Origin of the sequence: Streptomyces sp. CA-249302 (assembly GCF_050936785.1) — a bacterium.
Lineage (GTDB): Bacteria > Actinomycetota > Actinomycetes > Streptomycetales > Streptomycetaceae > Streptomyces.
In genome coordinates, this window is the sequence record NZ_JBNJMG010000001.1 from 7,090,876 (window position 1) to 7,112,818 (window position 21,943).

23 protein-coding genes are annotated in these 21,943 nt (G+C 71.8%); 15 read left to right on the forward strand and 8 right to left on the reverse strand.

Annotated elements, in window-relative coordinates; translation table 11 throughout:
- Nucleotides 1-17 precede the first annotated feature (17 nt).
- The gene (locus ACQEWB_RS32185) at nt 18-2,135 is read right to left on the reverse strand and encodes a prolyl oligopeptidase family serine peptidase (RefSeq protein WP_432837177.1); all 2,118 of its coding nucleotides are present in this window, start codon (nt 2,133-2,135) and stop codon (nt 18-20) included.
- A gap of 188 nt (nt 2,136-2,323) precedes the next feature.
- On the opposite strand from ACQEWB_RS32185, the gene ACQEWB_RS32190 reads away from it, so the two are divergent.
- The 8 genes from ACQEWB_RS32190 (at nt 2,324) to ACQEWB_RS32225 (ending at nt 10,177) form a co-directional block, all read left to right on the forward strand.
- Nucleotides 2,324-2,518 (forward strand): hypothetical protein, encoded by a 195-nt coding sequence (locus ACQEWB_RS32190; protein ID WP_058923418.1) that lies wholly within the window; start codon nt 2,324-2,326, stop codon nt 2,516-2,518.
- A 46-nt stretch (nt 2,519-2,564) separates the two neighbouring features.
- Nucleotides 2,565-3,425, forward strand: coding sequence for an N-acetyl-1-D-myo-inositol-2-amino-2-deoxy-alpha-D-glucopyranoside deacetylase (gene mshB / locus ACQEWB_RS32195; protein ID WP_432837180.1), 861 nt, complete (start codon nt 2,565-2,567; stop codon nt 3,423-3,425).
- Entirely contained in the window at nt 3,422-3,832 is a 411-nt protein-coding gene (locus ACQEWB_RS32200; protein WP_432837182.1) for a DUF6113 family protein, read from the forward strand. The genes mshB and ACQEWB_RS32200 overlap by 4 nt, the downstream gene beginning before the upstream one ends.
- A gap of 159 nt (nt 3,833-3,991) precedes the next feature.
- Complete coding sequence (locus ACQEWB_RS32205) at nt 3,992-6,586, forward strand: hypothetical protein (RefSeq protein WP_432837184.1); 2,595 nt, start codon at nt 3,992-3,994, stop codon at nt 6,584-6,586.
- Between the two features lie 132 nt (nt 6,587-6,718).
- Complete coding sequence (locus ACQEWB_RS32210) at nt 6,719-7,642, forward strand: ABC transporter ATP-binding protein (RefSeq protein ID WP_432837186.1); 924 nt, start codon at nt 6,719-6,721, stop codon at nt 7,640-7,642.
- Entirely contained in the window at nt 7,639-8,370 is a 732-nt protein-coding gene (locus tag ACQEWB_RS32215) for an ABC transporter permease (protein WP_432837188.1), read from the forward strand. The genes ACQEWB_RS32210 and ACQEWB_RS32215 overlap by 4 nt, the downstream gene beginning before the upstream one ends.
- Before the next feature lie 5 nt (nt 8,371-8,375).
- Nucleotides 8,376-9,566 (forward strand): sensor histidine kinase, encoded by a 1,191-nt coding sequence (locus ACQEWB_RS32220; protein ID WP_432844129.1) that lies wholly within the window; start codon nt 8,376-8,378, stop codon nt 9,564-9,566.
- A complete protein-coding gene (locus ACQEWB_RS32225; RefSeq protein ID WP_432837190.1) occupies nt 9,563-10,177 on the forward strand; it encodes a response regulator in 615 nt (204 codons plus the stop codon). The genes ACQEWB_RS32220 and ACQEWB_RS32225 overlap by 4 nt, the downstream gene beginning before the upstream one ends.
- Nucleotides 10,178-10,192: 15 nt before the next feature.
- On the opposite strand, the gene ACQEWB_RS32230 is transcribed toward ACQEWB_RS32225, so the two are convergent.
- On the reverse strand, nt 10,193-11,044 hold the full coding sequence (locus ACQEWB_RS32230; RefSeq protein WP_432837192.1) for a tetratricopeptide repeat protein: 852 nt from the start codon (nt 11,042-11,044) through the stop codon (nt 10,193-10,195).
- A gap of 30 nt (nt 11,045-11,074) precedes the next feature.
- Nucleotides 11,075-12,088 carry a GNAT family N-acetyltransferase gene (locus ACQEWB_RS32235; RefSeq protein ID WP_432837194.1) on the reverse strand — a complete coding sequence of 338 codons (1,014 nt, stop codon included), beginning with the start codon at nt 12,086-12,088 and terminating at the stop codon, nt 11,075-11,077.
- 141 nt (nt 12,089-12,229) lie between these two features.
- On the opposite strand from ACQEWB_RS32235, the gene fdxA reads away from it, so the two are divergent.
- Together fdxA and ACQEWB_RS32245 are read left to right on the forward strand one after the other, a co-directional pair.
- Nucleotides 12,230-12,547: a ferredoxin gene (gene fdxA / locus ACQEWB_RS32240; RefSeq protein WP_004926152.1), complete on the forward strand. Its 318-nt coding sequence runs from the start codon at nt 12,230-12,232 to the stop codon at nt 12,545-12,547.
- Between the two features lie 150 nt (nt 12,548-12,697).
- On the forward strand, nt 12,698-13,792 hold the full coding sequence (locus ACQEWB_RS32245; RefSeq protein ID WP_432837197.1) for a bifunctional succinyldiaminopimelate transaminase/glutamate-prephenate aminotransferase: 1,095 nt from the start codon (nt 12,698-12,700) through the stop codon (nt 13,790-13,792).
- A 126-nt stretch (nt 13,793-13,918) separates the two neighbouring features.
- Here ACQEWB_RS32245 and ACQEWB_RS32250 read toward each other — a convergent pair whose 3' ends face one another.
- Both ACQEWB_RS32250 and ACQEWB_RS32255 read right to left on the reverse strand, forming a co-directional pair.
- On the reverse strand, nt 13,919-14,371 hold the full coding sequence (locus ACQEWB_RS32250) for an ATP-binding protein (RefSeq protein ID WP_432837199.1): 453 nt from the start codon (nt 14,369-14,371) through the stop codon (nt 13,919-13,921).
- Nucleotides 14,372-14,655: 284 nt separating this feature from the next.
- The gene (locus ACQEWB_RS32255; RefSeq protein ID WP_432837201.1) at nt 14,656-15,618 is read right to left on the reverse strand and encodes a heavy metal transporter; all 963 of its coding nucleotides are present in this window, start codon (nt 15,616-15,618) and stop codon (nt 14,656-14,658) included.
- Between the two features lie 85 nt (nt 15,619-15,703).
- Between ACQEWB_RS32255 and dapE the strand changes: the two genes are divergently transcribed.
- A complete protein-coding gene (gene dapE, locus ACQEWB_RS32260) occupies nt 15,704-16,783 on the forward strand; it encodes a succinyl-diaminopimelate desuccinylase (RefSeq protein WP_432837203.1) in 1,080 nt (359 codons plus the stop codon).
- Between the two features lie 69 nt (nt 16,784-16,852).
- Nucleotides 16,853-17,611, forward strand: coding sequence for a TIGR00730 family Rossman fold protein (locus ACQEWB_RS32265; RefSeq protein ID WP_432837205.1), 759 nt, complete (start codon nt 16,853-16,855; stop codon nt 17,609-17,611).
- A 10-nt stretch (nt 17,612-17,621) separates the two neighbouring features.
- On the opposite strand, the gene folP is transcribed toward ACQEWB_RS32265, so the two are convergent.
- Nucleotides 17,622-18,482, reverse strand: coding sequence for a dihydropteroate synthase (gene folP, locus ACQEWB_RS32270; protein ID WP_432837207.1), 861 nt, complete (start codon nt 18,480-18,482; stop codon nt 17,622-17,624).
- Between the two features lie 142 nt (nt 18,483-18,624).
- Between folP and ACQEWB_RS32275 the strand changes: the two genes are divergently transcribed.
- Together ACQEWB_RS32275 and ACQEWB_RS32280 are read left to right on the forward strand one after the other, a co-directional pair.
- Nucleotides 18,625-18,981, forward strand: coding sequence for a DivIVA domain-containing protein (locus tag ACQEWB_RS32275; protein WP_432844131.1), 357 nt, complete (start codon nt 18,625-18,627; stop codon nt 18,979-18,981).
- Entirely contained in the window at nt 18,978-19,559 is a 582-nt protein-coding gene (locus ACQEWB_RS32280) for a DNA-3-methyladenine glycosylase I (RefSeq protein WP_432837209.1), read from the forward strand. Before ACQEWB_RS32275 ends, ACQEWB_RS32280 begins: the two co-directional genes overlap by 4 nt.
- A 54-nt stretch (nt 19,560-19,613) precedes the next feature.
- Here the strand turns inward: ACQEWB_RS32280 and ACQEWB_RS32285 are convergent, their stop codons facing one another.
- Nucleotides 19,614-20,405, reverse strand: a complete 792-nt coding sequence (locus tag ACQEWB_RS32285; RefSeq protein ID WP_432837211.1) for an enoyl-CoA hydratase/isomerase family protein — start codon at nt 20,403-20,405, stop codon at nt 19,614-19,616.
- Nucleotides 20,406-20,778: 373 nt separating this feature from the next.
- Here ACQEWB_RS32285 and ACQEWB_RS32290 point away from each other — a divergent pair, with 373 nt between their 5' ends.
- Nucleotides 20,779-20,946: a DUF3117 domain-containing protein gene (locus tag ACQEWB_RS32290; protein ID WP_003966491.1), complete on the forward strand. Its 168-nt coding sequence runs from the start codon at nt 20,779-20,781 to the stop codon at nt 20,944-20,946.
- 105 nt (nt 20,947-21,051) lie between these two features.
- Here ACQEWB_RS32290 and ACQEWB_RS32295 read toward each other — a convergent pair whose 3' ends face one another.
- Nucleotides 21,052-21,750, reverse strand: coding sequence for an O-methyltransferase (locus tag ACQEWB_RS32295; protein ID WP_432844133.1), 699 nt, complete (start codon nt 21,748-21,750; stop codon nt 21,052-21,054).
- Between the last annotated feature and the right edge of the window lie 193 nt (nt 21,751-21,943).

Below are 21,943 nucleotides of genomic sequence, written 5' to 3' on the forward strand. Positions count from 1 at the left end.
GATGCGGGTTTGTGTGGCTATGCGAGCCCCAATGAGCGCTTGAGGAAGTCGACCTGGAGCAGCAGCAGGTTCTCCGCGACCTGTTCCTGCGGGGTCATGTGGGTCACCCCGGACAGCGGCAGCACCTCGTGCGGGCGGCCCGCGGCGAGCAGCGCGGAGGACAGCCGCAGGGCGTGTGCGACGACCACGTTGTCGTCGGCGAGCCCGTGCACGATCATCAGCGGCCGGTGCGGCTCGGCGGGGTCGGACAGCCCCTCGTCGGTGACGAGCGAGCTCTTCGCGTACGCCTCCGGGGCCGCGCCGGGGTCGCCCAGGTACCGCTCCGTGTAGTGCGTGTCGTACAGCCGCCAGTCGGTGACCGGGGCGCCCGCGATGCCCGCGTGGAAGACGTCCGGCCGGCGCAGCACCGCGAGGCCCGCCAGCCAGCCGCCGTACGACCAGCCCCGGATCGCCACCCGGGACAGGTCCAGGGGGTGACTCTTGGCGAGGTCCTGGAGCGCCTCGATCTGGTCGTCGAGGGAGGCGGTGAAGTCCCGGTGGACGCCCTTCTCCCAGGCGGGGGAGCGCCAAGGGGTGCCCCGCCCGTCGGCGACGACCACCGCGAAGCCCTGGTCGGCGAACCACTGCGAGGTCAGATGCGCGTTGTGTGCGGCGACCACCCGCGGCCCGTGCGGACCGCCGTACGGGTCGAGGAGCACCGGCAGCGAGGTGTCACCGGCGTAGTCACGTGGCATGAGCACGGCGCACGGGATTCGGCGTGCGCCCCCCTCGGTGAGCGTCACGCGCGGGGACAAACCGGGATCTTCGGCGTAAGAGGTGATCGTCGCGAGCTGCTTGCCGTCCCGTAGAACCTGCGCCCGGCTGCCGGGCCGGTCCAGGGCGGCGGACACCAGCACGGTCACGCCCCCGGCGCGCACCGCCGAGTGCACGCCGGGCGCCTGCGAGACGCGCTCCAGGCCGAGCTCGTTCACGCGGTAGACGTGCACCTCACCGGTCTCCGGATGCTCGGCCTCCGCCCCGGCCGACGCGGAGACGAGCACGTCGGCGTCGCTCACGTCCAGCACCGCGCGGACGTGCAACTGCGGTCCCGTGAGTGGCCGTTCACCCACCGCGAGCACCCGCGCCCCGCCCTCGTCCGCGATCCGCACGAGCCGTCCCGAGGGGCTCCAGCAGGGCACCCCAGGGAAAAGATCCAGCCAAACTGGATCTTCGTCCGCGTGCACCAGGCGGGTCGCCCCGGTCTCCGGGTCCACGGCCAGGAACAGCTGGCTGCGCTGGTCGCGCGCCTGTACCAGCAGCAGCGGCGCACCCGCGTCTGACCAGTGTGCATGCGCCAGATACGGATAGCGCGCCCAGTCCCAGACGACCTCCGTGCGGGTCCCGTCCAGGCCCATGACGAACAGCCGGACGTCCGCGTTGTCCGTGCCCGCCGCCGGATAGGCGACGTGCTGTGGGTCACGTTCCGGCTGTGCGGGGTCCGAGATCCACCATCGCCGCACCGGCGTGTCGTCCACCCGTGCGACCAGCAGCCGGTCCGACTCGGGAGACCACCAGAAGCCCCGCGAACGGCCCATCTCCTCGGCCGCGATGAACTCGGCCAGTCCATAGGTGACGTTGGCCGACTCCGGCTCCGCGAGCGCCCGTTCACCCTCGCCCTCGGCGCCCACCACACGCAGGGCGCCCTCGGCGACGTACGCGATGTGCCGGCCGTCGGGGGAGGGGCGCGGGTCGATCACCGGTCCGGGGACGGGGAGTTCACGTGCCGTGCCGGCCCGCAGCTCGGCCGTGAAAAGCCGCCCTGACAAGGCGAAAGAGGCCAACTCCACGTCCGCGTCGGTGGCGTAGCCGACGATGCCGGCACCGCCCTCACGGCTCCGCTCGCGCCGCGCCCGCTCCTGCGGCGACAGGTCCTCCGAACCGCCGTCGAGCAGGGCGCGCGGGTCCGCCGCCACGCGCTCCCCGCCGTCCGCCGGGTCGAGAACCCACAGGGAACTCGCCCTGTCCGTACCGGAGGTGGAGCGCAGGAACACGACACGGGCACCGTCGGGAGCCACGGCGAACGCGCGCGGCGCGCCGAGCGTGAAGCGCTGGGTGCGGGCGTGCCGGCGGGGGAAGGAGTCGGACGTCGTCGTCATGCCCCGACCATATTGGCCATGCGCCCCCTTGTGCGGCCGTGCGCCGACCGATGCGCGCGTACGGATAGTTATGATCACTAGCGCATAGTGGGTATGAACCTGCTGGTCCTTGTGGATTTATCCGCATGGACTTTTCTGCCCCTTGGTCCGACCCCCGCGCTCCTGTGGATCTTTGGAGGTGAGCCGCCGTGGCACTCTCGATTTCGGCGGTGGTGCTGCTGGCGATCGTCGTCTTCCTGCTGGTCAAGAAGTCCGGGCTGAAGGGCGGACACGCGGTCGTCTGCATCCTTCTCGGGTTCTATCTCGCCTCCTCGACCGTCGCGCCCACCATCAACGACCTGACGACGAACATCGCCAGCATGATCGGCAGCATCAAGTTCTGACCGGGGCTGCGCGGCCCTGTCAGTGGCGCCTCGTAGGGTGGGATCCATGACGGAACCCACCCGGCGTCTGCTGCTGGTGCACGCGCACCCGGACGACGAGTCGATCAACAACGGCGCGACCATGGCCCGGTACGCGGCCGAGGGTGCCCGGGTGACCCTGGTCACCTGCACACTCGGCGAGCGTGGCGAGGTCATCCCGCCCGAGCTGCGGCATCTCACCGGCGCGGCTCTGGGCGAGCACCGGCTGCGCGAGCTCACCGCCGCCATGGCCGAGCTCGGCGTCGAGGACTTCCGTCTGCTCGGCGGCCCCGGCCAGTACACGGACTCCGGGATGATGGGCCTGCCGGACAACGAGGACCCGGCCTGCTTCTGGCAGGCCGACGTGGACGAGGCGGCCGGCCGGCTCGTCGAGGTGATCCTGGAGGTACGTCCCCAGGTCCTCGTCACCTACGACGACCACGGCGGCTACGGCCACCCCGACCACATCCAGGCCCACCGCGTCGCCATGCGCGCCGCCGAACTGGCCGCGGACCAGGGCTGGGAGATCCCCAAGGTCTACTGGAACCGGGTCCCCCGGTCCGTCGGCGAAGCCGCCTTCGCCGGGCTCGACGGCGACCTGTCCGCTCTGCCCTTCTCCAAGGCCGGCGTCCTCGACGACGTGCCGGGCGTGGTCGCCGACGAGCGGATCACCACCGAGATCGACGGCACCGCGCACGCCGGGGCCAAGGCCGCCGCGATGCGGGCGCACGCGACGCAGATCGAGGTCGCGGAGCCGTACTTCGCGCTCTCGAACGAGCTCGCGCAACCCCTCTTCACCACCGAGTACTACGAGTTGGTACGCGGAGAGGGCGGCGCGGCGAGAGAGCACGACCTGTTCGCCGGACTCGGTGCCGGGGAGGCGTCATGAACGAGCGCGGTTCCCTGCTCGCCCAGCCGATCCAGCGGCCCTCCGCCGGGCGGACGCTGCTGTATGTGGCCCTCTTCGTGCTCGGCGCGGTCGTCGGCGCCGCCGGCTCCCTGGTGCAGGCAGGCTGGTTCCCGGGCGGGCTGCTGCTCGCGCTCGCCGGCGAGGCCGGGCTCTGCCTCGGCGGGGCACGGGCGGTCGGCAGCCGGGGCGGGGCCGTCGCGCCCGCGGCCGGCTGGATGATCGCCGTCATCCTGCTCACCGCGAGCAGACCCGAGGGCGACTTCCTCTTCGGCGCAGGAGGAGGCTCGTACCTCTTCCTCCTCGGAGGGATGGCGGTCGCTGTGATCTGCGCCACCCTTGGCCAGGGGCGGCAACCAGGTGGCCGTGACGTCCGACTTGGCAAGTGACGTACCACTTCGCCGTTAAGGGCGCGTGCAAGTGCCGTGTGGGTTTCCCCGGCGGTCGTGGGATACGCGCCAGAAGTGGCCAGTATGGTGGTGCGCGCCGCCGAGCCGCCCGCGTGTTCAGGTCGTGTGGGGCGGCGGAGCCAACCGGGAGAACCTGCCTTGAGTCGTGAAACTGACACTCCGTCCTCCGGGCCCAACGGGCACGGCGGGGCCGCATACCCCTCCGGCACGCCGCCGTACGGGACCCCGACGGCTTCCGACGCCGGTACGGACGCGGGCCGTTCGGCCGCGCAGCCGGAGGAGCGCAAGACCGAGACCACGCTGACGACCCGTATCCGGATCAACATCCCCGGGTCGCGGCCCATTCCGCCGGTCGTCGTGCGGACGCCCGTCGCGGACGCCGAGCCCTCCGTCGAGGAGACCGGCGAGACCCAGCTTCCGGCGCCGGGCGCGACCACGGCCATGGGCGCCGTCGAGCCGCCCGCCGAGCCTGCTCAGCCGGCCGAGAAGCAGAGCGACTGGTTCGCCCCGCGCAAGTCCGGCCCCGCCAAGGGCGGTCAGGGCGGCGGCGCCACCAACGGGGCCGGTCTGCCGGGCGGTTCGGGTCCGGGCGCGGGTGCCCCCGCGGCGGGTCCCGCGGCCGGCGGTGCGCGGCCGGGCGGACCCGGTACGGCTGCCGGTGGTCCGCGTGCGGCCGGGGCCGGCGGCGGCGCTGCCGGCGGTCCGCGTACGGGCGCCGGGCGTCCCGGCGGTGTGGTCGGCTCCATGAGCGTGCCGGGCGGCTCCCGGCCCGGCGGTGCGAACGGCGCGCGGCCGGGCGGGACGAACGGCGCCGGGCTCCCCGGCGGCGCGACCGGCGGCCCGGTGGCCCCCGGACACGGCGGCGGCACCGGTTCCTTCGACGTCACCGAGGCGCTGGCCGCGGGCCCCCTCGGCGGCGGCAACGGATCGCGCCCCGGCGGCGGCGAGCCGCGCCGCGACGACCTGCCGTACTTCTCGGAGAACGACCGCGGCGCGCAGAACGGCCGCGCGCAGAACGGCAGTGCCCCGCAGAACGGCCAGGGCGGCTACGGCGGCCCGGACACCTTCGGCGGCCAGGGCGGCATCAGCGACTTCAACGGCCCGGACACCTACGGCGGCCAGGGCGGCGCGAGCGGCTTCAACGGGCCGAACGGCCACGGCGGCCAGGGCGGTTCGCAGGGCCCCGCCGGCCCGACGGCCGGCCCGGTCACCGGCGACGGCCCGATGGTGCCGCCGATCGGCGCGGGCCCCGCGGGCATCGGCCCGGGCCCCTCCGGCATCGGCACGGGACCGTCCGGCATGGGCGCAGGCCCCGCCGGCCCCGGCACCGGCCTCCAGGGCCCCGGCACCGGCAGCGGTCCCTTCGGCCCGGGCGCCGGCGCGCAGGGCCCCGGCCCCCTCAGCCATGGCGGTGGCCCCCTCGACCCCGGCATGGGCATCGGCACCGGCCCCCAGGGTCCCGGCACCGGCATCAACGCCGGTCCGCAGGGCCCCGGCGCGGGACTCGGTCCCGGTGGCGGGCTCAGTGACGACACCGCGATCCTCACCCCGCAGAAGCCGGCCCCCGAGCCGGGCGCGCAGGGCTACCCGGCCCCGGACAACGTCTCCGGGCACACCGTCACCAGCGGCATCCCGGTGCTGCCGCAGGGCGCCAACTCACCGTTCGGTCCGGGCGCGTTCGGCCAGGGCACCGACACCGAGCCTTCGGGCCCGCACACGCCCCCGAAGCTGCCCGACGCGCCCTCGCAGAAGCAGGGCTCGTCGGCGTCCGCCGCGCCCAAGAAGAAAAAGAAGGGCCGCAACAAGCTGGTCCTGGTCGGCGGCCTGGTGTTCGTCGCCGGCGTCGGTGCCTACGGCGCCGGCCTGCTGATGAACCACTCCGACGTCCCCAAGGGCACCACCGTGCTCGGCGTCGACATCGGCGGCGGCACCCGCGACGACGCGGTCAAGAAGCTCGACACGGCCTTCGGCAAGAGCGTGAACAAGCCGCTGAAGCTCTCGGTCGGCGGCTCCACCGTCTCGCTCACGCCGGACCAGGCTGGCCTCCAGTTCGACGAGCAGTCGACGGTATCCGCGGCCGCGACGAGCGACTACAACCCGATCTCCGTCATCGGCTCCCTGTTCGGGCAGCACCGTGTCGTCGAACCGGACATGCCGGTCGACGAGGAGAAGCTGACCGCGGCCCTGCAGAGCGCGGCCGGCGGCTCCGGCTCGATGACCGAGGGCACGATCGAGTTCAAGTCCGGCAAGGCCGTCGCCGTCTACGGCAAGGCGGGCAAGGGCATCGACGCGGCCAAGTCGGCCGAGGCGGTCACGGAGGCGTACCGCACCCAGGTGGAGACGGGTTCCAGCGACCCGGTCGCGGTGGTCACCACGGCCAAGCAGCCGACGATCACGAACGCCGAGGTCGACCGCGAGATGAAGGCCTTCGCGGAGCCGGCGATGTCGGGCCTGGTCACGGTCAAGACGGACACCGGTGTCACGCTCCCGCTCAGCCCGCAGAACTCCCTCTGGAAGTTCCTCAGGGTCGAGGCGGTGAACGGCAAGCTTGTCGACAAGCCGGACCTCACCGCGCTCAAGAAGCTCTACGGCGGCCAGTTCGACGGCGTCCTGATCACCCGCGGCACCGGCAAGAAGACCGCCGTCACCCCGCAGGACGTCTACGTCGCCCTGCGCCAGGCCCTGCTCAGCAAGACCAACCGGGTCGGCGTCATCGAGACGAACCCCAGCTAGCGGAGCACGACACCATCAGGGGGCACCCGGCACGCGCCGGGTGCCCCCTGGTCGTCGTATGACATCTGTCATCCGCCACTCAGGACCGCCGACACTGCCGTCCGTGCGGCCCCCGCGGCCACCATGGATCACATGACGACGACAGCGACAGCCACCACCGAGGTGGTCGGCTTCGACCAGGTGAGCAAGACCTACGGGAGCGTACGGGCCGTGGACGGGCTGTCGCTCGCCCTGCACCCGGGGGAGACCGTGGCCCTGCTGGGCCCGAACGGCGCCGGCAAGTCGACCACCCTCGACCTCCTCCTCGGCCTGCGCAACGCCGACAGCGGCACGGTCCGCGTCTTCGGCACCAGCCCCCGCGAGGCCATCGTGAACGGCCGGGTCGGCGCCATGCTGCAGAGCGGCGGCCTGATGGACGAGGTCACCGTCGCCGAGCTGGTCAGGCTCGCCTGCGGTCTGCACCCGAAGCCGTACAAGGTCGCCGACGTACTGGCCCGTGCCAGCCTCACCCAGATCGCCGACCGCAAGGTCAACAAGCTCTCCGGCGGCCAGGCCCAGCGCGTCCGCTTCGCCCTCGCCACGGCCGGCGACAGCGACCTGATCGTCCTGGACGAGCCGACCACCGGCATGGACGTCTCCGCCCGCCAGGCGTTCTGGGCCACCATGCGCGAGCAGGCCGACCAGGGGCGGACGGTCCTCTTCGCCACGCACTACCTGGAGGAGGCCGACGCGATCGCCGACCGCGTGCTCGTGCTGCACCGGGGACGGCTCCTCGCGGACGGTACGGCGTCCGAGATCAAGGCGAAGGCCGGGGCGCGGAGGGTGTCGTTCGACCTGGAGGGGACGATCGAGGAAGCCCCTCTGCGCGGCCTCCCCTTCCTGACCACGATCGACATCTCCGGCCAGACCATCCGCATCCAGTCCACCGACGCCGACGCGACCGTGCACGCCCTCTACGGCCTCGGCGTCTACCCCCGCAACCTCGAAGTCGCCGGGCTCGGCCTGGAGCAGGCCTTCGTCGCCATCACCGCCGCCGAGGAGGCCAAGCAGTCATGAACGGTCTGATCAAGCTGGAGCTCACCCGCGCCCTGCGCAACCGCAAGTTCCTGTTCTTCTCGGTGATCTACCCGTCGGTGATCTTCCTGCTCGTCTCCAACCAGACGGGCGACGTCGACGGGACAGGCCTGAGCGTCGCGAAGTACGTCATGGTCTCCATGGCCTCCTTCGGCGCCCTGACCGCCGTCCTGATGGGCAACAGCGAGCGCATCGCCAAGGAGCGGGAGGGCGGCTGGGTACGGCAGCTGAGGCTGACCCCGCTGCCCGGGCGCGGCTACGTCCTCGCCAAGACCGCCAGCGCGGCCGTGGTGAGCCTGCCGTCCATCGTGGTCGTCTTCCTGGTCGCCGCCGCCGTGAAGGACGTACGCCTGGACGCCTGGCAGTGGTTCGCGCTCACCGGCGCCATCTGGGCGGGCAGTCTGGTCTTCGCCGCGCTCGGCGTCGCCATCGGCTACCTCGCCTCCGGGGACGCGGTGCGCCCGATCACGATGATCGTCTACTTCGGCCTGTCCATCCTCGGCGGCCTGTGGATGCCGAGCTCGACCTTCCCCGAGTGGTTGCAGGACATCGCCAAGTGGCTGCCCACGCACGCGTACGCTGCCCTCGGACGGGCCATCGAACAGAGCCAGGCCCCCCACGCCCAGGACATCGCCATCCTCGTCGCCTTCTTCCTGCTCTTCGCGGGCGGCGCGGCCTGGCTGTACCGGAAGGACACGCTGAAGGCGTGAGCACCATGACGGACGACACGCTTCCCGAGGACGTGCGGCCCGAGAACGCGATCCGGATCGGCCAGCCGCCCCGCAGCCGGGGCGACGCGTTCCGCAAGCTGGTCTGGATCCTGCCCTGGCTGATCTTCCTCGGGTCGCCGGTGCAGGACCTGACCTCCGGCCACCACTCGGCCGCCGCGACCGCGGCCGGCTGGGTGGCCCTGGCGACCTTCACCGGCGTCTATCTGACGCTGGTGTTCCGGAACATGGGCCGACCGTTCCAGGGCCGGACCGTTGCCGTCATGGTCGCCTTGCTCGGCACACTCGCCGTCGTCCTGTGCCTCACCCTGGGCGGCGCATGGATCGGCCTGTTCGTGTACGTCTCCGTCACATGCGGCGCGACTCTGCCGCTGCGGGGGGCGTACTGGGCGATCGGCGCGAATGCCCTGGCGATGGTCCTGGTCGGCCTGCACGCGGGCGACTTCGACTGGAGCCTGCTCCTGGTGGTGGTCCTCCTCGGCTTCGCGATGACCGGCGTCAAGCAACTGGTGCGGACGACTGTCGAGTTGCGCAAGGCCCGGGCGACGGTGGCCCAACTCGCCGCCAACGAGGAGCGGTTGCGGCTCGCCCGCGACCTGCACGACCTGCTCGGCCACTCCCTCTCGCTGATCACGCTCAAGAGCGAACTCGCCGGCCGGATGCTCCCCGACCACCCCGACAAGGCGGCCCAGCAGGTCGCCGACATCGAACAGGTCAGCCGCCAGGCCCTGGTCGACGTCCGGGAGGCCGTCACCGGCTACCGGCGCCCCCGCCTGTCCGCCGAACTCGCGGGTGCCCAGGTCGCGTTGACGGCGGCCCAGGTCACCGCCGAGGTGCCCGCGGAGCCCGACCTCACCGGCGTCCCGGACGAGAGCGAGTCCGCCCTGGCCTGGGCGCTGCGGGAGGCGGTCACCAACGTGGTACGGCACAGCGGCGCCACCCGCTGCACGGTGGAGCTGCTCACCCGCCAGACCCTCGACGGACGGGTCCTGGAGCTCACCGTCGAGGACAACGGCTCGGGCGGCTCAGGCAAGGGCCCCGGCAACGGTCTGACGGGCCTGACCGAGCGCCTGGAGAAGGCCGGCGGCGCGCTGGAGGCGACCCGTCTGAAGCACGGTTTCCGCCTGGTCGCCCGCGTCCCCGTGGACGCGTCGGCCGCCGTAGGATCCGGTGCATGAGCCCTACGATCAAGGTGCTGCTCGCCGAGGACCAGTCCATGGTCCGCGAGGCGCTGGCGGCGCTGCTCGGCCTGGAGGACGACATCGAGGTCGTCGCCCAAGTGGCCCGCGGCGACGAGGTGTTGGCCGCGGCACGCGAGCACGCCGTGGACGTGGCCCTGCTGGACATCGAGATGCCGGGCTGCACGGGCATCGAGGCGGCGGCCCAGGTCCACAAGGCGCTCCCGGCCGTGAAACTGGTCGTCCTCACCACCTTCGGCCGCCCCGGCTACCTCCGCAGCGCGATGGAGGCCGGCGCCGACGCCTTCCTGGTCAAGGACGCCCCGGCGGCCCAACTGGCGGCGGCGGTACGGAAGGTACTGGCGGGCGAGCGGGTCATCGACCCGACCTTGGCGGCAGCGGCCCTGGCAGAGGGCGCCAACCCCCTGACGGACCGCGAACGAGAGGTCCTGCGGGCAGCAGCCGACGGCTCGACGAACGCCGAACTGGCAGCGACCCTGCACCTCTCCCAGGGCACGGTCCGCAACTACCTCTCCACGGCGATCCAGAAACTGGCGGTGCGCAACAGGGCGGAGGCGGTTCGGACAGCGCGGGAGAAGGGCTGGCTCTGAGCTGCGTCCGCGTGCCTAGTTGAGCATCGCCCGCGCCGAGTCGGCCTGCCTCCGCACCCGTTCCGCCGCCGGCTCGTCCACCGCCGCCACCACCTCGGCGTATGCGTCGAGTTCCGCGGCTCCGGTCAGGAAGTCTCCGCGCTGGACGAGGAGTTGGGCGCGCTCGTAGCGCAGGCGTGCCGGGTGGGACGGCAGCAGGAGGGACAGTTCCACCGCCCACAGCCCGACATCCGACCGTTCTGGCCGGGCGGCGGCCCACGCGCGGACGTTGTTCAGGATGCGCAGCACCACGTCCAGCGGGTCCGCGGGAGTCAGCATCGAGGGGTCCAGCGGAGCGCCCGTCGCCCCCGCCACCAGCAACTCCGCGTCGCCCCCGCCGAGCACCCGCCCGCCGTCGAACGGATCGGCGAGCACCTGCTGCTCCTGCGGCCCGAAGCCGACCACGAAGTGCCCGGGCAGCGCCACCCCGTACACCGGCGCCCCCGCCCGCCGTGCGACCTCCATCCACACCACCGACAGCAGGATCGGCAGCCCGCGCCGCCGTCGCAGCACCTCGTGCAGCAGGGACGACTCCAGGCGCTGGTAGTCGGCGGGGGAGCCGCGGAAGCCCGCGCGGGCGCCCAGGAGGTGGTGCAGCGCCGTCGCCCAGGACATCGGGCCGCCGGGGCGGAAGGGGACCTGGCCCGCCAGCTCGTCCAGTGCCATCTGCGCCGCGTCGATGCCCGCCTCGTCCAGCCCGCCGTCCGCCTCCGCGCCCAGCAGGAGACAGAGCGTGGACAGGTCGGGCTGCTCGCAGCGTGCCTCCTCGGCGAACCGCCGGCGCAGTTCGGCGGCGCGCTCGGGGGACGGGGGATCGGTGGGACGCATAGCTGGGTCGTGCCCTCTCACGGCGATCCGTTACCGGCCGCCACCGGGAGCCGCCGGTTCCCGGTAGTGGTGGTACGCGTGGTGCGCGGCGAAGCCCATCCCGGCGTACAGGGCCCGCGCCCCCGCGTTCTCCTCCTCGACCTGCAACCACGCCGCCGAGGCCCCCTCGTCGAGAGCCCGTCCGGCCAACGCGGCCATCACCTTCGTGGCCAGCCCCTGCCGTCGTAGCGCGGGATCCACCTCGACGGCGGCGAACGAGGCCCATCGCCCGTCCACGACACACCGCCCGATCGCGGCCGGAGCATCGGCCGACGAGCCCGGCACCGTCGCGAACCACACCGACGGCCCGCTTCCCAATACCCCCAGAGCCACCTCGCTCACCCCCTTCCGCTGATACCGGGACAGCCACGCCTCGTCGACCTCCCGGGACAACACGACGCCCGAGCCGTCCGCCAGGTCCGCGACCGGCGCGAGCGCCCCGACCCACAGCTCGGCGGTCACCTCACGCACCCATCCGCGCCGCTCCAGCTCCGCGCACAGCAGCTCCTGTGTGCCCTCGGCGCCGGTCGCGGTCTGGACGTACGCGGGCAGACCACGCTCGCCGTACCACCGTCGTACGACACCCAGGGCCTCGTCGAGCGGTATGCCTGGGTCGCCGAGCGGCAGCACGGAATTGGCCCGTCGCGTGAAGCCGGCCGCCGCCCGCAGCTCCCACTCGCCGAGCCGCTCGCTCTCCACCGGCCGCCACGCGCGCGTGGCGACGCGCGCGAGTTCCCCGTACGAGGCGGCGGGCCCCCGGCGACGGGCCGGCGCGGCGGGCACGACCTTCCCCGCGACCAGCGAGGATTCCGGGATACGGACGCTCTCGCCGCTCTTCCGTGTGATCAGCAGCACACCGTCGTCCCATGATGTGAGAACACCCACCGTGTCGGTGAACTTCTCCCCGGTGACTCCAGGTTCGCTCAAGCGCCGTACGGAGACCCGTTTGCCCACGTCAGCAGCGGTGATACGGACCTCCAGACGTCCGCCGGCCGAGATTTCCACAGGTCGGTTCACCCCTCCTGTTCGGATCATGCCCAAGAACGGAGATACTAGGTGCGGGCATCGACGACGCCGCGCTCCCGCGCGCCAGGCGGCGGAGCCTAGGACAGGCCCGCCAGCGCCCTATCGAGGAGGAACGACAGCGTGACCTACGTCATCGCGCAGCCTTGTGTAGACGTCAAGGACAAGGCGTGCATCGAGGAGTGCCCGGTCGACTGCATCTACGAGGGCCAGCGGTCCTTGTACATCCACCCGGACGAATGCGTCGACTGTGGTGCCTGTGAGCCGGTGTGCCCGGTAGAGGCGATCTTCTACGAGGACGACACTCCGGAGGAGTGGAAGGACTACTACAAGGCGAACGTCGAGTTCTTCGACGAGCTCGGCTCCCCGGGCGGCGCAAGCAAGCTGGGCCTGATCGAGCGGGACCACCCCTTCATCGCCGCGCTGCCGCCCCAGGCGTGAGCGCGTAGCGGCCCGCTCCCCCACTCTCGGCTTCGCTCGAGCGGGGGGGGGGGACCCCAGTGCCGCCTCGGTCCCGTACGGCCCGATCAGCCCTGATCGCCGTACGGGACCGAGGCGTTTGCCGTACGACCCGAAAGTGAGCACCAGACCGTGTCCGCAGTCTCCGATCGCCTTCCGACCTTCCCCTGGGACAAGCTGGAGCCGTACAAGAAGACGGCCGCCGCGCACCCGGACGGCATCGTCGACCTCTCCGTCGGCACCCCGGTCGACCCGGTCCCCGACCTGATCCAGAAGGCGCTGATCGACGCGGCGGACTCCCCGGGCTATCCGACGGTCTGGGGCACCCCGGCGCTGCGCGACGCGATCACCGGCTGGGTCGAGCGCAGGCTCGGCGCCCGCGAGGTCACTCACCGGCACGTCCTGCCGATCGTCGGCTCCAAGGAACTCGTCGCCTGGCTCCCGACCCAGCTGGGCCTCGGCCCCGGCGACAGGGTCGCGTACCCGCGCCTGGCGTACCCGACCTACGAGGTGGGCGCCCGCCTGGCCCGGGCGGACTACGAGGCGTACGACGACCCCACGGAGCTGGACCCCGAGGGCCTGAAGCTCCTCTGGCTCAACTCCCCGTCCAACCCCACCGGCAAGGTCCTGTCGAAGGCGGAACTCACCCGCATCGTGGCCTGGGCCCGCGAGCACGGCATCCTCGTCTTCTCCGACGAGTGCTACCTCGAACTGGGCTGGGAGGCGGACCCGGTCTCGGTCCTGCACCCCGACGTGAACGGCGGCTCGTACGAGGGCATCGTCTCGGTCCACTCCCTCTCCAAGCGCTCGAACCTCGCCGGCTACCGCGCCGCCTTCCTGGCCGGCGACCCGACGGTCCTGGCCCCCCTCCTGGAGATCCGCAAGCACGGCGGCATGATGACGTCGGCGCCGACGCAGGCGGCGGTGGTGGCGGCGCTGGGTGACGACGCCCATGTGCGCGAGCAGCGGGAGCGGTACGCGGCCCGCCGGACGCTGCTGCGCGAGGCCCTCGTGAACCACGGCTTCCGCATCGAACACAGCGAGGCCAGCCTCTACCTGTGGGCGACGAGGGACGAGTCCTGCTGGACCACGGTGGCCCACCTGGCCGACCTGGGCATCCTGGTCGCACCGGGCGACTTCTACGGCGAGGCGGGCAGGAACTTCGTACGAGTGGCCCTTACGGCGACGGACGAGCGCGTCCAAGCGGCAACTGAACGCCTCCGCTAAGGAGCACGCCGCTAAGGGGCGCGGGGAACTGCGCGACCAGCCCCCACCGCCCCGCACCCGACGAACAACGAAAAGGGACCCAGGGAAAACCCCGGGTCCCTTCGTCACCCCACCGGCGCCAAGGCGTCAGCCCAGCGGCAGCCCCTTCAGCGGCAGCGAGGAGGCAGCCGGCAGCCCCCCACCCTTGGTGAGCGAGTCCGTCGGCAGCCCACCCTTGGTCGCCGTCTGAGCCGTGTCACCGACGATCCCCCCAGCGGACCCGGCCGCCTCGCCCGCGGCCTTCTGCGCCGCCGGCGTCGCCTTCTTCACGGCCTTGCCACCGGTCTTGCCCGCGGCCGGCACCGCCTTCTCGACCGTCTTGCCGCCGGTGCTGCCCGCGAGCCCCGTGACGTTCTGGGTCGCGCCGTCGACGGTGTTGCCGACGTTCGCCCCGTCCAGGGCGGTCAGGCCGCCGAGGTTCGGGGTCGCGGGGAGCTGCGGGGCCGCGCTCGCGGAGCCGGCCGCACCGACCCCGGCGGCCGCTCCCGCTGCGACGAGCAGCGCGGCACGGGCGATCCGACGGGTCAGAGGGAGGGACATGATGCTCCTGTTGGTCGACTGGATGTTGATCGTCCGGGTCGGACGCAGTGACTACCGCTCGAAGCAGACGAAGGTTGCGGCGACCAAACGTAAAGAGTTCGCAATGCGTCGCATTATCGGCTGTGGATAAAAACGGGCAAAGAGTGCCACCACCGAAAGCGCGCCGAATCCTTACAGCCCTTTGTTCCCAAGGGTTTTGACGGATACGAGGGTTACGGCACGAAAACCTGCCCACACCACGGCGCACCCGCGACCCGCGTAACCCGCCCGAGTGAAGCCCCGTACTACTGCCCAGTGACGATCCGGACCGAACTCACCTGCGAACGGGCCGTGCGCCACTGGCTGTCGGTGTTCCCGGCGGTCCACTCCCGCCCGCCGTACGAGACCCGCTCGATGTGCAGGGCGGTGGCGTTGGCCACGGCCCAGTGCGCCAGCTGCCAGCCGCGCTGCCGGGCCGTGCGCCCCTTGGCGGGGCTGCTGCCGGCGGCGACGGGCAGCGTGACGGTCCGCCCGGCGGCCTGTGAACTCCCGGTCGGCGACGGGGAGGCGGTGGACGCACGCTTCTTGCTCACCTCGGCCCCGGCCGGCTGCAGCACGTCCCGCCCGAAGTCCCGCACCAGAGCGGCCCGTACGCCGTCCGGGCCCGCCGCGACGGCGGTGGTCGCGTCCGTCCGCCCCTGGCAGGTGAGCGTGGCGGGGGAGTCCCCGGTGAGGGCGGCGGCGAGCATTGTGGCGTCCGGCTCGTGCTTGGCGTACGCCTCCGGGTAGCCGCTGCGCTGCACGCGCTGCGCGGCCACGGTGAGCGGGAGCTTCTGGTAGCCGTCGACCTTGGCCAGGTGCTCGTAGAAGACACCGGCCGCGTACGTCGGGTCCAGGATCTGCTTCTCGGTGCCCCAGCCCTGCGAGGGCCGCTGCTGGAAGAGGCCGAGCGAATCCCGGTCGCCGTGCTGGATGTTGCGCAGCCCCGACTCCTGGATCGAGGTGGCGAGGGCGATCGCCACGGCCCGTTCGGGCATCCCGCGCCCGGTGCCGACGGCGGCGATCGTCGCCGCGTTCACCGCCTGCTCCGGCGTGAACTCGTACGCCTTCCCGTCCCCCGTGCCGGAGACCACCTTGCAGCCCGGTCCGTTGCCCCCGGTGACGTACTTCACCACGAGGTAGCCCGCGAGGGCGAGCAGGACAACGAAGGCTGCCCCGATCCGGAAGAGGCGGCCACGGCGCTTGAGGGTGGGTGACGGCTCTGGCACGCCGTACAAGGTAGCGGAGCGCGCTGTGGCCCCTGCTACGGGTGTGGACAACTGATGAAGGCCCTGGCGCGTTAGGGTCGACGGCATGGCCGACACCCCCCTTGATCTCACCCTGAACGCCGCCGGGCTCACCGCGCAGCTCGTCGACTTCCCCTCGGAGAGCGGCACCGAGAAGCCCCTCGCCGACGCGATCGAGACCGCCCTGCGCGCGCTTCCGCACCTGACGGTCGAGCGGTACGGCAACAACGTGATCGCCCGGACGAACCTGGGCCGGTCCGAGCGGGTCGTCCTGGCCGGCCACATCGACACGGTCCCGATCGCGGGCAACGTCCCCTCCCGGCTGGACGAGGACGGGGTGCTCTGGGGCTGCGGCACCTGCGACATGAAGTCCGGGGTGGCGGTGCAGCTGCGCATCGCGGCCACGGTCCCCGCGCCCAACCGGGACCTGACCTTCATCTTCTACGACAACGAAGAGGTCCAGGCCGAGCTCAACGGCCTCAAGCACGTCGCCGAGGCCCACCCGGAGTGGCTGGAGGCCGACTTCGCGGTGCTCCTCGAGCCGTCGAACGGCGAGGTGGAGGGCGGCTGCCAGGGCACGCTCCGGGTGCTGCTGAAGACCAAGGGCGAGCGGGCCCACTCGGCGCGCTCCTGGATGGGCTCCAACGCGATCCACGCGGCCGCCCCGATCCTGGCCCGGCTGGCCTCGTACGAACCCCGCTACCCGGTCATCGACGGCCTCGAGTACCGCGAGGGCCTCAACGCGGTCCGCATCTCGGGCGGGGTGGCGGGCAACGTAATCCCCGACGAGTGCGTGGTGACGGTCAACTTCCGCTACGCCCCCGACCGCACCGAGGAGCAGGCCGTCGCGCACGTCCGCGAGGTCTTCGCGGACTGCGGCGTCGAGGAGTTCGTGATCGACGACCACAGCGGCGCCGCGCTGCCCGGCCTCTCCCACCCGGCCGCCGCGGCCTTCATCGAGGCGGTCGGCGGCACCCCGATGCCCAAGTACGGCTGGACGGACGTCTCCCGCTTCTCCGCCCTCGGCGTCCCCGCGGTCAACTACGGCCCCGGAAACCCGCACTTGGCACACAAGCGGGATGAAAGGGTCGATACGGCGAAGATCCTCGCCGGCGAGGAACGCCTGCGGAACTGGCTGACACGCTGACGTCCCCCGTCCGTAACCCGCGTAGATCTACGCTGATGGTGGAAACACCTGCAAGCGGAGGGAGCGCACATGGCTACCGGGAACCCCGAGGGCAAGCAGCAGCCACCGGAGGAACAGCGCCTGGGACCGGTCCTCCGGAGGCGCAGTCAGGTCACCGCGAGCACGACCGACCAGCGGCTGCTGGACGCGGGCGGGCCCTCGGACTGGGTCCACACCGACCCCTGGCGGGTGCTGCGCATCCAGTCGGAGTTCATCGAGGGCTTCGGCACCCTCGCCGAACTCCCGCCCGCGATCAGCGTGTTCGGCTCGGCCCGCACCAAGGCGGACTCGCCCGAGTACGAGGCGGGCGTACGCCTCGGACACGCCCTGGTGGACGCCGGCTGGGCGGTCATCACGGGCGGCGGCCCCGGCGCCATGGAGGCGGCCAACAAGGGCGCCGTCGAGGCCAAGGGCGTCTCGGTCGGCCTCGGCATCGAGCTCCCCTTCGAGCAGGGGCTCAACCCGTACGTCGACATCGGCCTGAACTTCCGCTACTTCTTCGTGCGGAAGATGATGTTCGTCAAGTACGCGCAGGGCTTCGTGGTCCTCCCCGGCGGCCTCGGAACCCTCGACGAGCTCTTCGAGGCGCTGACCCTCGTCCAGACCCAGAAGGTCACCCGTTTCCCGATCGTCCTGTTCGGCAGCGAGTACTGGGGTGGCCTGGTCGACTGGCTGAAGAACACGCTGATCGCCCAGGGCAAGGCCTCGGAGAAGGACCTCCTCCTGTTCCACGTCACGGACGACGTGGACGAGGCGGTCGCCCTGGTGTCCAAGGAGGCCGCGCGCTAGCGCCCGCCCGCTACGCGAGCCCTCGGCGGGCGACCGCCGGGGGCCGGTGGCCCGCGATCGACGCCACCATCTCCAGCACCTGCCGGGTCTCCGCGACCTCGTGCACGCGGTACACCTGCGCGCCCAGCCAGGCCGAGACGGCGGTGGTCGCGAGTGTCCCCACCACCCGTTCCTTCACCGGCTTGTCGAGCGTCTCGCCGACGAAGTCCTTGTTGGACAGCGAGACCAGCACCGGCCAGCCCGTCTCGACCATCTCGCCCAGCCGCCGCGTCGCCTCCAGGCTGTGCCGCGTGTTCTTGCCGAAGTCGTGTCCCGGGTCGATCATGATCGACTCCCGCGCCACACCCAGCTCGGCCGCCCGCTCCGCCAGCCCCAGGGTGACCCGCAGGATGTCGGCCATGACATCGTCGTACGTCACCCGGTGCGGCCGCGTCCGAGGCTCGGCGCCGCCGGCGTGCGTGCACACCAGGCCCACCCCGTAGCGCGCGGCGACCTCCGCCAGCCGGGGATCCACCCCGCCCCAGGCGTCGTTCAGCACATCGGCGCCGGCCTCGCACACGGCCTCACCGACGTCCGCCCGCCAGGTGTCGACGCTGATGATCACGTCCGGGAAGCGCCGCCGGACCTCCGCCACGAAGCCGACGGTCCGCCGCGCCTCCTCCTCGGCGGTCACCTCCTCGCCGGGGCCGGCCTTCACCCCGCCGATGTCGACGATGGCGGCGCCCTCGGCCACCGCCTGCTCCACGCGCGCGAGGGCGGGCTCGTCGCGGAACGTCGCCCCCTGGTCGTAGAAGGAGTCCGGGGTGCGGTTCACGATCGCCATGATCACCGGCTCGTGCGCCTCGAATTCGCGCCTGCCCAGCCTGAGCATCCCCTGTGACCTCTCGTAGTACGACCTGGGTGTCCTCGGCCTTTCGGCCGCCTGTGACCCTAACTGTCAGCGTCGCATGGCACGATCGGACCCTGACACATTCAGCTTCCTGACTTCGAGCTTGGGGACCACAGCGATGGTTATGTTCTTGTTCCTGGTCGTCGCCCTCGCCGTCGTGGTCGCCGCGGTGACACTGGCCGTGGTGGGCGGTGGCGAGGGCGAGGGCCCGTTGCCCGAGGTGGACCCCGAGCGCCTCCAGGACCCCCTGCCGCTGGACCGCCCGGTCGGCCGGGCCGACGTGGACGCCCTCCGCTTCCCGCTCGCCGCCCGCGGCTACCGCATGGCCGACGTGGACGACGCGCTCAACCGCGTCGCCGCGGAGCTCGCCGAGCGGGACGCCCGGATCGCCGACCTGGAGTCCGCGCTGGCGGGTGCGCAGGCCGCCGCCCACCACGTCTCCATGGAGAAGCCGATGCACGGCCACGGGGAGCAGCAGTGACCGACGGCGCCGCGATCGCCGGCCCGGACGGCGCCCTGCGCTGCCCCTGGGCGCTGTCCACCGAGGACTACGTGGCGTACCACGACGAGGAGTGGGGCCGCCCGGTCCACGGCGACGACGCCCTCTTCGAACGCCTCAGCCTGGAGGCCTTCCAGTCCGGCCTCTCCTGGATCACGATCCTGCGCCGCCGCCCGGGCTTCCGTAAGGCCTTCGCCGACTTCAGGATCGCCAAGGTCGCCACGTTCACGGACGAGGACCGCGCCCGCCTCCTCCTGGACGAGGGCATCATCCGCAACCGGGCCAAGATCGACGCGACGCTCGCCAACGCGCGCGCACTCGCCGAGTGGACGCCGGGCACCCTGGACGACCTGATCTGGTCCCACGCCCCGAAGCCGGGGCCGGCCCCGAAGACGACCGGGGACGTCCCGGCGGTCACCCCGGAGTCGACGGCCCTGTCGAAGGCCCTGAAGAAGCAGGGCCTCCGCTTCGTGGGCCCGACAACGGCGTACGCCTTGATGCAGGCATGTGGCCTGGTCAACGACCACCTGGAAACATGCGTCACCAGAAGCGCCCCGTAAGGGGCGCGGGGAACTGCGCGACCAGCCCCCACGAACCCGCGCTCGAAAACGGTCCTACCGGCCCAGGTACTTCGGCGTCTCCTTGTTGACGAACGCCCGCACGGCGATCGCATGGTCCTCTGCCGCCCCTGCCCGCCCCTGCAACTCGTCCTCCTTCTCCAGCGTCTCGGAGAGCGAGTGCGAGAAGCCGAACGCCACGGACTCCTTGATCGCCGCGTACGCCACCGTCGGACCCTCGGCGAGAGCCCGCGCCGTCTTCTCCGCCTCCGCGGCAAGCTCCGCCGCCGGCACGAGACGGTTCACGATCCCCAGCTCGTAGGCCTCCTGCGCCTTGATCGTGCGCGGGAAGAGCAGCAGGTCGGCGGCGCGCCCCGGCCCCACCACCCGCGGCAGGGTCCACGAGATCCCGGAGTCCGCCGTGAGCGCGACCCCGGCGAAGGACGTGTTGAACCCGGCGGTGTCGGCCGCCACGCGGTAGTCCGCGGCCAGCGCCAGCCCGAAGCCCGCACCCGCCGCGACCCCGTTCACCCCGGCCACCACGGGCTTCGGCATCTCCGTCAGCGCGCGTACAACCGGGTTGTAGTGCTCCTTGACCGTGCTCATGACGTGCGCCGAACCCTCGGCGAGCAATCCGATGTGCTCCTTGAGGTCCTGACCCACACAGAACGCCCGGTCCCCGGCCGCCGTCAGCAGCACCGCCCGTACCGCGTCGTCCTCGGCCGCGGAGCGAACCGCCTCCAGCAGTGCGACCTTCGTCGCGATGTTCAGCGCGTTCATCGCCTCGGGGCGGTTCAGCGTGATCGTCGCGAGACCGTCGGTCACCTCGTAGAGCACGGTGTCGGCCATGGTGTGTCCCCTCCGCAGTAGCGGCTCAGGCGTACCGGTGGGTACGCCCCTGTCCGTAGGACAGCATGGCGGAGAGAGACCGGAGTGGACGTGTGACCTGCGTCAAAGAATTCGGGAGGGTTTCCGGTCGGCGGAGGACCGTGGGGCCGAGCAGTATCGCAGTCACATCGCCGAATTGGGTGGTTTTGCTCGCGCGCGTTGCCCAAGCGATGCCGACTGATGTTGGTCATCGGGTCCTGAGATGCGGGATAATGGCTTGGAAGCAATGTGTTCGATGCCGGTGTCGCGTGTCCCAGTCCCACGCTGTGGCCCGCGCGTGCCCTCCCGGGCCGTCGGCTTTGGCGATGAGCTGGTTTCAGGAAGGGGAACGAGCATGGCGGCCATGAAGCCGCGGACGGGCGATGGCCCGCTCGAGGTGACCAAGGAGGGGCGGGGCATCGTCATGCGCGTTCCGCTCGAAGGCGGCGGTCGGCTCGTCGTCGAGCTGACCCCTGACGAGGCCGACGCGCTCGGCGACGCCCTCAAGAAGGTCGTCGGCTGACGCGGAAGCGACCATACCCTTTCGACAACCCCGGCATCCCAGTGATGCCGGGGTTGCTTTTGTGGGCCTCGTCACCGGCGTACGAGGTGGTTCTCGGCGTGGTCCTCAGCGCTTGACGGCGCACAGCAGGCCGTCGCCCACCGGCAGCAGCGAGGGCACCAGCTCCTGGCTCTCGCGCACGGCCCGCAGCAGCTCCCGCAGCCGCAGGACCTCCGTCGGCTGCGGACCCGAGTCGACCGTGCGGCCGTTGGCGAAGACGCCCTCGAAGACCACCAGACCCCCCGGACGGAGCAGGCGCAACGATTCAGCGAGGTAGTCCATGACCTCCTGCCGGTCGCCGTCGCAGAAGACGAGGTCGTAGCCGGCGTCCGCGAGGCGGGGCAGGACGTCCAGGGCGCGCCCGGGGATGAAGCGGGCCCGGTTGCTGGCGAAGCCGGAGGCGCGGAAGGCCTGGCGGGCGAACTGCTGGTGCTCCGGCTCGGGGTCGACGGTGGTGAGCACCCCGTCCGGGCGCATGCCGTGCAGGAGATGGATGCCGGAGACGCCGGTGCCGGTGCCGATCTCGGCGACCGCCTTCGCGTCCACCGAGGCCGCCAGCAACCGCAGCGCCGCGCCCGTGCCGGGCGACACCGAGCGCAGCCCCGCGTCGCGGGCCCGGTCACGGGCCCAGCGCAGGACTTCGTCCTCGGCGACGTAGGCGTCGGCGAACGCCCAGCTCGTCTGCCGGTTGCCGGTAATGACCCTCTCCTGTCCCCGTGGTTGCCTGGGCGTGACTGTATCCGTTGGGCCCGGGAACCCGCAGATGGGACCGGGCGTTTAGAGGGGTGGAGACGACAGCGGGGGGACACAGTTGGATCACGATGAGGGGCAGCGGCCCGAGCAACTGCAGACGCAGGGGTCCGAGCGGTATCAGCCCAGATCAAATTCTCGTAAAACCGCTTATCCGGAGCTAACGGGCGAGGTGGCTATGGTAGGGGCTCCACTGGACACCACCAGA

What these genes read in the sequence shown, in the direction of transcription:
- ACQEWB_RS32185 (WP_432837177.1), bottom strand. Translation starts at nt 2,135, where the DNA reads ATGACGACGACGTCCGACTCCTTCCCCCGCCGGCACGCCCGCACCCAG.
- mshB (WP_432837180.1), top strand. Translation starts at nt 2,565, where the DNA reads ATGACGGAACCCACCCGGCGTCTGCTGCTGGTGCACGCGCACCCGGAC.
- ACQEWB_RS32200 (WP_432837182.1), top strand. Translation starts at nt 3,422, where the DNA reads ATGAACGAGCGCGGTTCCCTGCTCGCCCAGCCGATCCAGCGGCCCTCC.
- ACQEWB_RS32210 (WP_432837186.1), top strand. Translation starts at nt 6,719, where the DNA reads ATGACGACGACAGCGACAGCCACCACCGAGGTGGTCGGCTTCGACCAG.
- ACQEWB_RS32215 (WP_432837188.1), top strand. Translation starts at nt 7,639, where the DNA reads ATGAACGGTCTGATCAAGCTGGAGCTCACCCGCGCCCTGCGCAACCGC.
- ACQEWB_RS32220 (WP_432844129.1), top strand. Translation starts at nt 8,376, where the DNA reads ATGACGGACGACACGCTTCCCGAGGACGTGCGGCCCGAGAACGCGATC.
- ACQEWB_RS32225 (WP_432837190.1), top strand. Translation starts at nt 9,563, where the DNA reads ATGAGCCCTACGATCAAGGTGCTGCTCGCCGAGGACCAGTCCATGGTC.
- ACQEWB_RS32230 (WP_432837192.1), bottom strand. Translation starts at nt 11,044, where the DNA reads ATGCGTCCCACCGATCCCCCGTCCCCCGAGCGCGCCGCCGAACTGCGC.
- ACQEWB_RS32250 (WP_432837199.1), bottom strand. Translation starts at nt 14,371, where the DNA reads ATGTCCCTCCCTCTGACCCGTCGGATCGCCCGTGCCGCGCTGCTCGTC.
- dapE (WP_432837203.1), top strand. Translation starts at nt 15,704, where the DNA reads ATGGCCGACACCCCCCTTGATCTCACCCTGAACGCCGCCGGGCTCACC.
- ACQEWB_RS32265 (WP_432837205.1), top strand. Translation starts at nt 16,853, where the DNA reads ATGGCTACCGGGAACCCCGAGGGCAAGCAGCAGCCACCGGAGGAACAG.
- folP (WP_432837207.1), bottom strand. Translation starts at nt 18,482, where the DNA reads ATGCTCAGGCTGGGCAGGCGCGAATTCGAGGCGCACGAGCCGGTGATC.
- ACQEWB_RS32275 (WP_432844131.1), top strand. Translation starts at nt 18,625, where the DNA reads ATGTTCTTGTTCCTGGTCGTCGCCCTCGCCGTCGTGGTCGCCGCGGTG.
- ACQEWB_RS32285 (WP_432837211.1), bottom strand. Translation starts at nt 20,405, where the DNA reads ATGGCCGACACCGTGCTCTACGAGGTGACCGACGGTCTCGCGACGATC.
- ACQEWB_RS32290 (WP_003966491.1), top strand. Translation starts at nt 20,779, where the DNA reads ATGGCGGCCATGAAGCCGCGGACGGGCGATGGCCCGCTCGAGGTGACC.